General features: G+C 74.1%; 8 protein-coding genes. 4 read left to right on the top strand and 4 right to left on the bottom strand.

All coding sequences use genetic code 11. From position 1 onward, the window contains the following. Positions 1-56 precede the first annotated feature (56 nt). The 4 genes from ACRB68_RS00765 to ACRB68_RS00750 form a co-directional block, all read right to left on the bottom strand. Positions 57-638 (bottom strand): TetR/AcrR family transcriptional regulator, encoded by a 582-nt coding sequence (locus tag ACRB68_RS00765; RefSeq protein WP_153530406.1) that lies wholly within the window; start codon positions 636-638, stop codon positions 57-59. An 84-nt stretch (positions 639-722) separates the two neighbouring features. Further along, positions 723-1,679, bottom strand: a complete 957-nt coding sequence (locus ACRB68_RS00760) for an NAD(P)H-quinone oxidoreductase (RefSeq protein ID WP_153530405.1) — start codon at positions 1,677-1,679, stop codon at positions 723-725. 82 nt (positions 1,680-1,761) lie between these two features. Beyond that, a complete protein-coding gene (locus tag ACRB68_RS00755) occupies positions 1,762-2,460 on the bottom strand; it encodes a type 1 glutamine amidotransferase domain-containing protein (RefSeq protein WP_153530404.1) in 699 nt (232 codons plus the stop codon). A gap of 160 nt (positions 2,461-2,620) precedes the next feature. Next, a complete protein-coding gene (locus tag ACRB68_RS00750) occupies positions 2,621-3,121 on the bottom strand; it encodes a TspO/MBR family protein (protein WP_207709544.1) in 501 nt (166 codons plus the stop codon). Between the two features lie 280 nt (positions 3,122-3,401). On the opposite strand from ACRB68_RS00750, the gene ACRB68_RS00745 reads away from it, so the two are divergent. Genes ACRB68_RS00745 through ACRB68_RS00730 form a run of 4 tightly spaced genes read left to right on the top strand, consistent with a single transcriptional unit; the run spans position 3,402 to position 12,775 of the window. Next, on the top strand, positions 3,402-4,685 hold the full coding sequence (locus tag ACRB68_RS00745) for an MFS transporter (RefSeq protein ID WP_194293167.1): 1,284 nt from the start codon (positions 3,402-3,404) through the stop codon (positions 4,683-4,685). Then, complete coding sequence (locus tag ACRB68_RS00740) at positions 4,682-5,743, top strand: TauD/TfdA family dioxygenase (protein ID WP_153530402.1); 1,062 nt, start codon at positions 4,682-4,684, stop codon at positions 5,741-5,743. The genes ACRB68_RS00745 and ACRB68_RS00740 overlap by 4 nt, the downstream gene beginning before the upstream one ends. Beyond that, positions 5,740-9,699: a non-ribosomal peptide synthetase gene (locus ACRB68_RS00735; RefSeq protein WP_153530401.1), complete on the top strand. Its 3,960-nt coding sequence runs from the start codon at positions 5,740-5,742 to the stop codon at positions 9,697-9,699. Before ACRB68_RS00740 ends, ACRB68_RS00735 begins: the two co-directional genes overlap by 4 nt. 1 nt (position 9,700) lies before the next feature. Continuing rightward, complete coding sequence (locus ACRB68_RS00730) at positions 9,701-12,775, top strand: non-ribosomal peptide synthetase (protein ID WP_153530400.1); 3,075 nt, start codon at positions 9,701-9,703, stop codon at positions 12,773-12,775. Positions 12,776-13,098 lie beyond the last annotated feature (323 nt).

Here is a 13,098-nt window from a genome sequence, read left to right as displayed (position 1 = left end):
GGCGCCGTAAACATCAGGGGATGTGCCGTAGGTCGCGGGCGGGAGGGGTGAGCGGGTCAGGCCGGGGTGGCGGCGAGGATCGCGTGGACGGCGGCGCGGACGCGGCCGTCGACCTGCTCGGGGGAGGAGGTGTCGAACTTGCCGTCGAGGTAGAGGAAGGCCAGGCCGTGGACGAAGGCCCACACGGCGTCCGCCAGCGGTTCGGGATCGGCGTCGGGGAACACGTCCCGCACGATGCCCTGGACGTAGTCCGAGATGACGGCGATCGCGGCGACGCGCCCCTCGTCGTCCGGGTCGCAGGGCTCGGCGAACATCACCCGGAACAGCGCCGGGTGCTCGATGGCGAACCGGACGTAGGCGATGGCGACCTCGGCGAGGTCATCGGGGGACGCGGGCGCCGGATGCGCGGCGGCCAGGGCCTGGGCGAGCCGCCGGTACCCCTCGGCGGCCACGGCGGAGACGAGCGCGTCGCGGTTGGGGTAGTGGCGGTAGGGGGCCATCGCCGACACGCCGGCCCGCCGCGCCACCGCCCGCAGCGACAGGCCGGTGGTGCCGTCCTCCTCCAGCAGCTCCAGCGCAGCGCTGAGGCACGCGGCACGCAGATCGCCGTGATGGTAGGTAGAGGTCGGTGTGGCCATGTCACGCTCCGCATCCTGCCCGTTCGAACCGAACGAAGTGGGCGCCGCACACATGATAGGCGGAGCGGGAGCGGTGACCGCAGGTCAGTCGTCGACCAGCAGGATCTTGCCGATGTGCCCGCCGGCGGCCATGAGCCGGTGGGCCTCGGCGGCCTGGGACATCGGCACCGTCCGGTCGATCACCGGGCGGACCGCGCCGGACTCGATCATGGGCCAGACGTGGCGCTGGACGGCGGCGACGATGGCGGCCTTCTGGTCCGCGGGCCGCGAGCGCAGGGTGGTGCCGAACACCGACTTGCGCTGGAACACCAGCTCGGCGAGGTTGAGCTTGCCCTCGAAGCCCTTTTGCATGCCGATGACGACCAGGCGCCCCTCCAGGGCGAGGGAGCGGACGTTGCGTTCGAGGTAGTCGCCGCCGATGACGTCCAGGATCACGTCATAGGGGCCGTGCTCGGCGAAGTCCTCGGTCTTGTAGTCGATCGTGACATCGGCGCCCAGCTCCCGGGCGTCGGCGGTCTTGGCGCCGCTGACCGTGGTGACGACCCGGGCGCCCAGCGCCTTGGCGACCTGGATCGCCATCGTGCCCACGCCCCCGGCGCCGCCGTGCATCAGGAACGTCTCGCCCTCGGCCAGATGCCCGGTCATGACGACGTTCGACCAGACCGTCGCCGCCGCCTCGGGCAGCGCCGCCGCCTCCACCAGGCTCACCCCGCGCGGGACGGTGAGCAGCTGCCCCGCTGGGACGGCGACCTTCTGCGCGTACCCGCCGCCGGACAGCAGCGCGCACACCTCGTCGCCGACCTGCCAGCCGGTCACCCCCTCGCCGACCGCGCTGATCCGGCCCGATGCCTCCAGGCCCGGATACGGCGATGCCCCCTCGGGCACCGGGTAGAAGCCGAGGCGCTGCGCGACGTCCGCGCCGTTCAGCGCGCTGGCCGCCACGTCGACGATCACCTCGCCGGCCTGGGGCGCGGGGTCCTCGACCTCGGTCCACTCCAGCACCTCCGGGCCGCCCGGCTCCTTGATCGTGATCGCGCGCATGTCTCTGCCCCCCGTGGACGGACTCAATGTTTACACTGCATATATTACGCATGAAGTATACGGCGTCAACATGAGGGGTATCTCAAGCCAGGTCGGCCACCAGGCGCTTGGCGAGCTGCTTGGCCGAGCCGGGGTTCTGGCCGGTGTACAGGCTGCGGTCGACCTCGATGTGCGGCAGGAGCGGGATCTTGCCCTTGGCGTAGTCCGCGCCGTACTCGCGCAGCCGGTCCTCCAGGAACCAGGGCGCCTTGCGGCCGAAGCTGTTGAGCTTCTCCTCGATGTTGGACAGCGCGGTCACCCGGTACCCGGCGAACGGCCACGAACCGTCCTTGCCCTTGGCCGCCAGCAGTGCGGCCGGTCCGTGGCACAGCAGCGCCAGCGGCCTGCCGGAGGCGAGCCGCTTGGTGAGGAGCGCGCCTGAGACCTCGTCGTAGGCCAGATCCTCCATGGGGCCGTGCCCGCCCGGATAGAAGACCAGGTCGAAGTCGTCCGGATCCATCTCGCTCAGTGGGGCCGGACTGTCCAGCGCGTCCTGGATCGAGGAGAGGTAGTCGGCGACCTCGCGGATGGTTCCCGGAAGCCCCGCGGTGCGGCCCATGCTGATCTCGTCCAGCCGCGGCCGCCTCCCGCCCGGGGTGGCGATCGCGATCTCCCACCCGGCCTCGGTGAACGCCTTGTGGGGCATGGCCAGTTCCTCACCCCAATAACCCGTCGGGTGCTTGGACCCGTCGTTGAGCGTCCAGTGCTCGGCCGCCGTCACGACGAACAGGACTCGGGTCATCTTCTCGCGCTCCTCCTTGATGGCGGCACGGTCCCCTTCAGGGCTGCCCCGGATCGTCGGCGGATCGGCGTTTCCGGTCCGGCAATCCCTCCCTACCCACTTCCTGGACGAGTGCCTGCCCAAGGCGCCGATCTGGAAGGAACAGGACGGCGACGGCGCTCTAACGGTTGCGCTGGGCGATGCTGGCGTTCAGGGCGGTCGCGAACCCGCACCATGCCGCGTACGGGACGAGCGCGCCTGCCGCCGTGGCGTCGACGGCGGCCGTGCGGCGGATCAGGTCGGCGTTGCTCAGGTCGAGCAGTAACGTCCCCACCAGGCCGGCCTTCGTGCTGCGCCGGCCGAAGAACAACTGGTTCCAGGCGGCGTTCGCCAGCAGGTTGATCCCCAGGCTGGTGGCCAGCGCCCGGCGGTGACCCCCGGCCCGCAGCAGGGCCCGTCCGCCCGCCCACGCGAGCGAGGCGTACAAAGGCGTCCACACCAGCCCGAAAGCCCAGGACGGTGGCTGCCACGGCGGTTTGGACAGCGACTGGTACCAGGCCGTGTTGGTCTTGACGGCCTTGGACCCGATGGCCGCGGTCGCCGTCACGGCCGTGGCCGTCGCCGCGTAGGTCCGCCATCCGCCGTCCGCAGGACGCCGCTCTGATTTCTCCATCGGCTTCATGGCCTACCCCTTCCCCGAGCGCCCCCCGCACACGCCGCCATCGCCGTGACGGGCAGGCACGACGCGGCGAGTGGCACGGGATGGAACGGCGCGGCGCGGGATGGAACGGCGTGGACCGCCTTCTTCAGTGAGCCGCCCGGACAAGGCGGCCGGCGATGCGAACGGAAGGCGGGTCGATGGAGACGGCGGAAGCGAGCCACCCGGGCGACGGCACCGGGGCACGGCACCCGATCAGGGCGGTAGGCCGGGTACCGGTCCCGCCGATCGTCCGGTCCGCGTGATGCGGGCCGTGATCGCCAGGGCCGGCGAACCGGCCCCCGGCGTCCTGCGGAACGCCGATTTCCGGTTCCTCTGGGCGGGGCAGACCGTGTCCCTGATCGGAAGCCAGGTCAGCCTCATCGCGCTGCCGCTGCTGGCCGTCATGACGCTCGGCGCCGGGCCGTTCCAGGTGGGGGTGCTCGCCGCCCTCGGCCGGCTGCCGTGGCTGCTGTTCGGCCTCCCGGCCGGCGCCTGGGCCGACCGGTCCCGGCGCCGGCCGCTGCTGATCGGGGCGGACCTGGTCCGCGCGGCGGCCCTGGCCTGGATCCCGGCGGCGTCGGTGCTCGGCGTGCTCACCCTCGGCCAGGTCTACGCCGTCGCGCTCGTCGCGGGGACGATGACCGTACTGTTCGAGGTCGCGGCGCCGTCGCTCCTGCCGAGCCTCGTCGCGCCGGAGCGGCTGGTCGACGGCAACAGCAGGCTGGAGATGAGCCGGGCGGGCGCGGAGGCCGTCGGGCCCGGCCTCGGCGGCGTCGTGGTCCAGGCCGTGACGGCACCGCTGGCGATCATCGTCGACGTGGTGTCCTTCCTGGCCTCGGCCGTCCTGCTGGCCCGTATCGGGACGCGGGAGACGCGCGGGGACGACCGCGCCGGGCGCGGATCGTTCCGCACCGAGATCAGGGAGGGGCTGCGGTTCGTCCTGCGGCACCCCCTGCTGCGGTGGAACGTGTTCGTGGCCGCGCTGGCCAACCTCTTCGGCAGCGCCCTGCTCGCGATCCTGGTGCTGTACGTCCTCACCGGCCTCGGGCTGCGCCCGGCCCTCATCGGGCTGGTCCTCGGCCTCGGCAGCCTGGGCGGGGTCCTCGGCGCCGCCGTCGCCACCAGGCTCTTCCGGCGGATCGGCCTCGGGCCGACGCTCGCCGTCGGACTGTCGGCCACCGCGGCCGGGGCCCTGCTGCTCGCCGCCGTGACCGGCCCGTACCCGCTGCGGGTCCTGTGGGCCGTCGCGGCCGTGATGCTCACGGTCTTCGGCGTCCCGGTCTTCGACGTCGCGGTGGTCACGCTGCGGCAGCTCACCACCCCCGACCGGCTCCTCGGGCGGGTCAACGCCACGATGCGCTTCCTGGTGTTCGGCACGATGCCCGCCGGAGCGCTCGCCGGGGGCGCGCTCGCCGAGGAGGCGGGCCTGCGCACGACCGTGCTGGCGGCCGGCATCGGCCTGGCCACCCCGGTCCTGCTCGTCCTGGTCTCGCCGCTCGCGCGGCTGAAAGCACAGTCGATCACAACTCTTGGAGATACCCCATGACCACCGGACCGACCGACCAGTTCACGTTCCCCGGGACGCTCCCGGGCACGCCCAGGCGCCGCGGGATCGACCTCTCCGCCCCGGAGCTGGTGACCATCGACGCCCCGGCGGGGGCGGCGGCCGTCGTCCGGCCCCGGACCGCCGAGGTGGACCTGGCCGACTGGCTGCGGAACCACCGCCGGCAGGTGGAGCGCCTGCTGCACGACCGGGGCGCGGTCCGCTTCCAGCGGTTCGGCGTCACGGACGCGGCCGGGTTCGAGCAGGTCTCGCGCAGCCTCGGCGGCGACGGGCTCCTGGACTACGTGTACGGCTCGACCCCCCGCCACCGGGAGAAGGGCGGCGTCTACACCTCCACCGAGTACCCGGCGGACCAGACCATCCCCCAGCACAACGAGATGGCCTACGCGCGCCGCTGGCCGATGAAGCTGTGGTTCTTCTGCCGGCTCCCGGCCGCCTCGGGCGGCGCCACCCCGCTGGCCGACAGCCGCCGCGTGCTGCGCCGGATCGATCCGGCCCTGCGGCGGCGGTTCACCGAGCGGGGGGTGCGCTACGTGCGCAACTACGGCGGCGGGCTCGACCTGTCCTGGCAGCAGGCGTTCGAGACCGGAGACCGCGCGGAGGCCGAGCGCGCCTGCCGCGACCTCGGGCTCGAGTTCGCGTGGTCCGGCGACCGGCTGCGCACGTGGCAGGTCTGCCCGGCGGTGGTGCGGCACCCGGTGACCGGTGAGGCCGCCTGGTTCAACCAGGCCCACCTGTTCCACCCCTCGAGCCTGCCCGCGGAGGTCCGCGACTCGCTGCTGGCCGCCTCCGGCGAGGAGGACCTGCCGCGCAACGCGCAGTACGGCGACGGGACGCGGATCGAGGATTCGGCCCTCGAGGAGATCAGGCGGGCGTTCGAGGCCGAGACCGTGGCCGAGCCGTGGAGCGCGGGCGAGGTCCTGCTGATCGACAACGTCCTGATGTCCCACGGCAGGCAGCCCTACCAGGGGCCGCGGAAGGTGCTCGTCGCGATGACCGACCCCCGGCAGACGATTTCGGACCAGGAGGACGACCAATGACCACGTCGGCGGAATCCCAGACGACGACCGCGCTCGAAGGCTTCCCGCTGTCGCCCCAGCAACGGCACGCATGGCGGTCGCACGAGGCCACCGGCCGGCCGGTGCCCGCGCTCACCTGCGCGGTCGACATCGACGGCGACCTCGACCGGGAGGCGCTGCGCGGCGCGGTCTCCGCGCTGGTGCGGCGGCACGAGATCCTGCGGACGGCCTTCCGGCCGGTACCGGGTCTCGCGGTGCCCGTCCAGGTGGTCAACGCGACCGCGGACGTGCCGATCGAGGAGGCCGGCCCCGCTGGGCGCGCGCCGTGGGAGCGGGGCCCGGCCGACCTGACGGGCCCGAGCCAGCTCCGCGTGGTGCTGTGCCGGCGCTCGCCCGGGCGGTACACGCTCCTGCTGCGGCTGCCGGTGCTGTGCGCCGACGGCACCGGCATGGCCAATCTCGTCGGCGAGCTGATGGATCTGTACCGCTCCGGGCCGCCGCCCGCTGACGAGCCGCACCGGCCGCAGTACGCGGACCTGGCGGAATGGATGAACGAGATCGGCGTCGCCGAGGAGACCGCGGACCCGTCCGCGGTGGCCGGCGCGCTTCGGATGCCCTTCGAGATCCCGGCCGCCGCGGCGGCCGCCGCCGACCCCGGCGACGAGGCCGAGGAGCCCGTCGACGTGCCGCTGACGCCGGCCGGATGGGAGCTGCTCCGGCGGGCCGCCGAGCGGCTGTCGGTCCCGCCCCGCACCCTGCTCACGGCCTGCTGGGCGGCGACGCTCCACCGCTACACCCGGCAGCAGGCCACGACCCTGACCGTCGCCGTGGACGGCTCCGGCCACGACGGGCTGCACGACATGATCGGGCCGTTCCGCAGGGACCTGCCCATGCGGCTGGAACTCTCCGGCACCATGCCGATCGGCGAGGCGGCGCAGCAGGTCGCGCGGCTGGAGGCCGGGCTGCGGGCGGAGCTGCTCTCCTCCGGCGGGGACCGCCCGGCCGCCGACACGGTCGCGTTCGCGCACGTGGCCGTCCCGGCGCTGCCGGAAGGCGGCGGCGTCACCGCCTCCATCGGCTCGCTGGACCTCGGGGCCCGCCGGCACCCGCTGGAACTGCGCTGCGTCGAGTTTCCCGGCTCGGCCGGGCTCACCCTGGCGCACTGCCCGCGGCGCTACCACCGTGACGACGTCGTCCGGCTCGCGACGAGCCTCGGCGCCCTGATCGGCCACGCGAGCGCGGAGCCCGAGACGGCCGTGGGCGACCTGCGGCTGATCGACGCGGACACCCGCCGGCCGCGTTACCGGCCCTGCTCCGGGCATACCGCCGGGCCCGGCGCGGGCACCGCCGGTGCCCCGCCGCTGGTGCACGAGCTGTTCGAGCGGTGCGCGGCCGCCACCCCGCACGCCACGGCGGTGGTGCACGAGGACGACCGCCTCACCTACGCGGAGCTGCGCGGCCACGCCCGGCGCGTCGCCGCGCGGCTCGCCGACGCGGGCGTCCGGCCCGGCGATCTCGTGCCGCTCCTGGCCGACCGGGGCGTCGACGCCGTCGCCGCCGTCCTCGGCGTCCTCATGGCCGGGGCCGCCTACGTGCCGATCGACCCGGCCACGCCGGCCGAGCGTCTCGCCTTCCTGCTGGACGACACCGGCGCGCGCTCGGTCCTGGTCCAGGACCGCCTGGCCGGTCTGCTCCCGCCCGGGCCGGCCCGCGTCCGCCTGGACCCGCTGCGCGGGGAGCGGGCCGCGCCCGGACGGCCGCTGCCCGAGACGCCCCCGCACCGCCCCGCCTACGTGATCTACACCTCGGGGACCACCGGGCGCCCGAAGGGCGTGGTCGTCGAGCACGGCCAGCTCGCGCACTACGTGGCCGGGGTGACCGAGGTCCTGGGCGCGCCCGTGGCGGGCGCTTTCGCCATGGTCTCCTCGATGGGCGCCGACCTCGGCAACACCGCGATGTTCCACGCGCTCTGCGGCGGCGGGACCCTCCACGTGATCGGCGCCGACCTCGCCCGCTCGCCCGACGCGCTGGCCGCCTACCTGCGGGACTCCGCGATCGACCGCATGAAGATCGTCCCGTCCCATCTGCGGGCCCTCCTGGACGCCGCGGCCCGGCCGGGCGACCTGCTGCCCCGGGTGGCGGTCGTGCTCGGCGGCGAGCCCCTCCAGCGGGAGCTGGCCGAGCGCATCGCCGCGCTCGCCCCCTCCTGCACGGTGATCAACCACTACGGCCCGACCGAGGCGACCGTGGGCGTGAGCACGCACGACGTCTCGGCGCACGGGGTCGACCAGCGGTGCCGGACGGTCCCCATCGGACGGCCCATCGGCGAGAGCCGGCTGCTCGTGGCCGACCCCCGCGGCAACCCCGTCCCGGACTGGGTGCCGGGTGAGGCGTACCTGGGCGGGCCCCAGGTGGCGCGCGGGTACCTGAACCGCCCCGACCTGACCGCGGAGCGGTTCCTGACCGACCCCGGCGGCGCCCCCGGCGCGCGCGTGTACCGGACCGGGGACCTGGTCCGGCGGCTGCCCGGCGGCGCGCACGAGTTCCTCGGCCGGGTCGACGACCAGGTCAAGATCCGGGGCTACCGGGTGGAGCCGGGCGAGGTGGAGGCGGTGGTCCGGGCGCATCCCGGCGTCCGCGACGCGGTCGTCCTGGCCCGCGAGGACGACGCCGGGGACCGGTACCTGGCCGCCTACCTCGTCCCGCGCGTGGCCGGCGCGGACGTCGGCCTCCGCGAGTTCCTGCGCGCCCGCCTGCCCGACCACATGGTCCCCGCGGCGGTGGAGGCGGTGAGCGCGCTGCCGCTCACCGCGAACGGCAAGGTCGACCGCGCGGCCCTGCTCGGGCGCGCGGCGCCGGCGGGGCCCGCGCGGACCGTGGTCGCCCCCCGCGACGCCGAGGAGGAGCGCCTGCTCGCCATCTGGAAGGACACACTGCCCCCGGGCCCGCTGGGCGTGACGGACAACTTCTTCGACGTCGGCGGCAACTCCCTGCTCGCGGTCCGGCTCATCGCCCAGATCCGCAAGGCGACGGGGCGCGCCCTGCCCCTCGCGGCGCTGTTCCCCGCCGGCACCGTCGAGTCGATGGCGGCCTTCCTGCGGGAGGACGGCCACACCCCGGACGGCCCGGACGAGATCATGGTGCCGATCCGGCCGGGCGGCTCCCGGCGGCCGTTCTTCTGCGTGCACGCCGGCGGCGGGACGACCCTGGGATACCAGGGCCTGGCCGCCGCGCTCGGTCCTGAGCAGCCGTTCTACGCGATGCAGTCGCTCGGGCTGGACGGCGTCCGCGAGCCGCTGCCGTCGATAACGGAGATGGCCCGCCGCTACGTCGAGCGCATGCGGCGGGTCCAGCCCGAGGGGCCGTACGTGATCGGGGGATGGTGCCTGGGCGGCATCATCGCCTACGAGATGGCCCGCGTGCTCAGGACCCAGGGGAAGCGCGTCGCGCTGCTGGTGGTCATCGACACCGAGAGCCCGCTCACCGCCGCCGCCGCCCTGGCCGCGGCCCCCTCCGAAGAACCCGCGGCGGGCGACACCGCCCTGTTCAGGCGCTTCGCGTGGCACTTCGGCTTCCAGGACCTCCACCCGGACCTGGACGGCCTCACCTCCGACCAGCAGCTTCGGCACCTGTTCGACCTCGCCCGCGACCAGGGCGTGCTGCCCCCCGACGCGGGACAGGAGCAGCTCGGCCACCTGCTGCGGGTCTACAAGCACAACATCCAGGCCGTGAACGCCTACCTGAGGGACTTCACCCCGGGAGACGCGCCGGACCACCCGGTCGTCCTCTACCGGCCGGTGCGCGAGCTCGACGACGGGCAGGACGCCGGATTCGGCTGGCCGGCGCTCGCCGGCCCGCGGCTCACGATCGACCTGGTCCCCGGGGACCACCACTCGGTGATGCGCCCGCCGGCCGTCACCGCGCTCGCCGCGCGCCTCGGCGCGCTCCTCGGCACACTGCGACAGGAAGGGGTCTGACATGAGGCCCGACCCACGATGGAACGCCACGACGCGGCCCTATCCCCGCGCGGAGCTGATCCACGAGCTCGTGCGGGGGCAGGCGGCGCGGCGGCCGGAGGCCGTCGCGCTGGTCGACGGCGCGGACCGGGTGACCTACGGGGAGCTCGACGCCGCGTCCGACGAGTACGCCGTGGTCCTCAGCGAGATGGGCGTCGGCCCGGGATCGCTGGTCCCGGTCGTGATGGCCCGGTCGGCGCGGCTGGTCGCGGTGCTGCTGGCCGTCCTCAAGCGGGGCGCGGCGTACGGCGCCCTGGACGCCAGGTGGCCCGCCGGCCGCCTCGCCGCCATCGCGCGGCAGTGCGGTTCGGTCCTGGTCGCCGACGACACCGGCGGCTCCTGGCCGGTGCCGGCCTGGCCCGTCCCGCGGACCGGCCTCGCCGCGGTCGCCGCCGCCGCGCGGCCGCACGACCCGGTGGCCGTGCCCGGTGACGCGCCGTGCTCGGTCTTCTTCACCTCGGGCACCACCGGCACGCCCAAGGGCGTGGTGTCCCCGCACCGCGGCACCGTCCGGCTGTTCCACGAGTGCGACTTCGCCGACTTCGACGAGCGGACCGTGATGCCGCAGGCCGCGCCGATGCCGTGGGACGCCTTCAACCTGGAGCTGTGGAGCACGCTGATGAACGGCGGGACGTCGGTCCTCGTCCACGGCGAGCACCTGCTGCCGGGACGGCTCCGCGAGATGGTCGCCGACCACGGCGTCAACACCGTGTGGCTGACCGCGTCGCTGTTCAACCTGTACGTGGACGAGGACCCGGGCGCGTTCGACGGGGTACGGCACGTCATGACCGGCGGGGAGCGCCTGTCGGTGCCGCACGTGCGGCGCTTCCTCGACCGCCACCCCGGCGTCCGCCTCACCAACGCCTACGGCCCCGTCGAGAGCACCATCTTCGCCACCACCCACCCCATCACGCCCGGCGACCTCGCGGCCGGCGCGCAGATCCCGATCGGCCGCCCGGTGGCCAACACCCAGGTCCACGTGCTCGACGGAGAACGGATCTGCCAGGTCGGGGAGCAGGGCGAGATCTGCATCACCGGCGACGGGCTGGCCACGGAGTACCTCGGCGACCCCGCCCAGACGGCGCGCAGGTTCGTCACGCTGTTCCTTGGCGGCGTTCCCACCAGGGCCTACCGCACGGGCGACCTCGGCTCCTGGTCGGACAACGGGCTGCTGCACTTCGCCGGCCGCGCCGACCGGCAGGTGAAGATCCGGGGGAACCGGATCGAACCCGCCGGGATCGAGCGCACGGCAGAAGGAGTCCCCGGCGTGCACTGGTGCGCCGCCGTCCCCGAGGCCGAGGAGGGTAGCTACCGGCGGCTGGTGCTCTTCTACCGCTCGGGCGACGGGCTCGAACCGTCCCAGCTGATCGGCGAGCTCGAGCGGCGGCTGCCGGGCTACCTCGTCCCGGACGAGGTGCGCCGGATCCAGCACGTCCCGCTCACCCCGACCGGCAAGCTCGACCACGCCGAGCTCCTGCGGACGACCCGGCCGGCCGCCCCCGCCGCGGACCCGTCCCCCTCCGGCGACCGCACCTGCGCCGAACTGGCCGCGGCGTACGCCGAGGTACTCGGCGTACGCGAGGTGCCGCACGACGTCTCCTTCTTCGCGCTGGGCGGCACTTCACTGGACGCGATGCGGTTGTGCACAAGGGTGGAATCCCGGTTCGGGTCGGCGGTGCCGACGTCGCAGCTGTTCCGCACCCCGCAGGTGAAAGCACTCGCCGCATGGCTGGACAGCCCCCGTGCCGACCTGGACCAGGACATCCCCGACCCGGCGCGTGTGCCCCTGCTGCCCATGCAGATCGGGTTCCTGCTCAAACAGCAGCTCGACCCGGACGAGGTCTCCGGACTGTGCCGGCTGGCCTGGTGGCTGGACGGGACGGTGCGCGAGCAGTCCCTGGCCGACGCGCTGAGGGACGTGGCCGCCCGGCACGAAGCACTGCGCGCGCGCTACGTCATCGACGACCCGCCGGTGGCGTTGGCGGGCGGGCGGCCCGAGCCCGCCTGGCAGGTGCTGCCGGACGAGCCGGACGAGGACCGGGCCTGGCGGGCGCTGGACACCGCCCTCGTCCGCCCGCTGCGCATCGAGGAAGGCGAGGTGTGGCGCGCGGGCCTCGTCCGGGCCCGCGACACCGGGCGGAGGCTGTTCGAGGTCGCCGTGCACCATGTCGCCTTCGACGAGTGGTCGCAGGACCTCCTCTGCGCCGACCTGTCGGACGCCTACCAGGCGCGACGCGGCCGTCCGCAGCCCCCCACCCTGGCGCGGATCGCCGGAGAGCACCGGCGCAGGCTCCGCCACACCGATCTGGCGGCCCAGCGGGAGTACTGGCGGTCGGCCCTGCGCGGACTGCCCCGGCTGGCGGTGCCCGACGTCCCCGGCACCCCCGCGGGCGCCTCCCCGGCGCTCACGTGGGAGATCACCGCCGCCGAGCTGGCCGCATGGGACAAGGCGGCCCAGGGCCACGGCACCACCCGGTTCACGATGCTCCTCGCCGCCTACGCCGACGCGCTGCACCGCGTGACCGGGCAGCCCGACTTCGCCGTCGGCACGCCCGTCTCACTGCGCGGCGGCCGGATCCTCGACCAGGCCCTGACCTGCCTCATCGACACCGTGTGCATCCGGCTCCGCCCCGGCCTGGCCGAGGACGCGGACGACCTGATCACGCAGGTGCGGAACGCCGCCGGGGCGGCGCTGGCCGCGGCCGACGTGCCTTTCAGCGAGGTGGTCGACCTGGTCAAGCCGGTGCGCGACGGCACGAGCAACCCGCTCTACCAGGCCATGTTCAGCCTGCACGAGGCGGAACCCGTCCTGCGGCTGGAGGGCTGCGAGGCGCGCTTCCGCCGGCCGGAGCCCGCGGAGGCCACCTGCGACCTGGTCACAGGCGTGTGGCCGCACCGCGCCGGAGGCTGCCTCGTCCATGTGAAGAACCGGCCGCACCAGGTACCGGCGGCCTTCGCCCATGCCGTCGGCGAAGAACTGGCCGGCACCTTGCGGGCCGGCCCGTCATCGCTGCGCGCCCCGCTGCCCACCGGCTGACCGGGGCCGTGCCGCCGTGAAACGGGCGGTCCCGGTCCTGGCCTTCCTCCGCGCCGAGGCCGGAAGCGTCCACCGCACAGACGCTTCCGGCCTCGGCTGTATGCGACAGGCACATACCTGGGACTTACGCCCGGACGGCGCAGGCAACCCTTGGATACCTGCCATCCGATGATTTTCAGCAAATTACCCATGGCGCGCCCCAGGGGGAGCGAGGAGTGAACAGGACACGGATTTTCTGAACACGAACAAGCGGGAGACTCCGTTGGTGATCTGTCGATATGCGGGCTCGTCCAATGCCGGGAAACGTGGAGTCGGCCGGATGT

Origin of the sequence: Actinomadura macrotermitis (genome assembly GCF_009604375.1) — a bacterium.
Classification (GTDB): domain Bacteria; phylum Actinomycetota; class Actinomycetes; order Streptosporangiales; family Streptosporangiaceae; genus Spirillospora; species Spirillospora macrotermitis.
This window is presented reverse-complemented; position numbering and strand designations above follow the sequence as displayed.

Excerpts from the sequence above, each read along its gene's own strand:
- ACRB68_RS00765 (WP_153530406.1), bottom strand. The coding sequence starts at position 638 with ATGGCCACACCGACCTCTACCTACCATCACGGCGATCTGCGTGCCGCG.
- ACRB68_RS00760 (WP_153530405.1), bottom strand. The coding sequence starts at position 1,679 with ATGCGCGCGATCACGATCAAGGAGCCGGGCGGCCCGGAGGTGCTGGAG.
- ACRB68_RS00755 (WP_153530404.1), bottom strand. The coding sequence starts at position 2,460 with ATGACCCGAGTCCTGTTCGTCGTGACGGCGGCCGAGCACTGGACGCTC.
- ACRB68_RS00750 (WP_207709544.1), bottom strand. The coding sequence starts at position 3,121 with ATGAAGCCGATGGAGAAATCAGAGCGGCGTCCTGCGGACGGCGGATGG.
- ACRB68_RS00745 (WP_194293167.1), top strand. The coding sequence starts at position 3,402 with ATGCGGGCCGTGATCGCCAGGGCCGGCGAACCGGCCCCCGGCGTCCTG.
- ACRB68_RS00740 (WP_153530402.1), top strand. The coding sequence starts at position 4,682 with ATGACCACCGGACCGACCGACCAGTTCACGTTCCCCGGGACGCTCCCG.
- ACRB68_RS00735 (WP_153530401.1), top strand. The coding sequence starts at position 5,740 with ATGACCACGTCGGCGGAATCCCAGACGACGACCGCGCTCGAAGGCTTC.
- ACRB68_RS00730 (WP_153530400.1), top strand. The coding sequence starts at position 9,701 with ATGAGGCCCGACCCACGATGGAACGCCACGACGCGGCCCTATCCCCGC.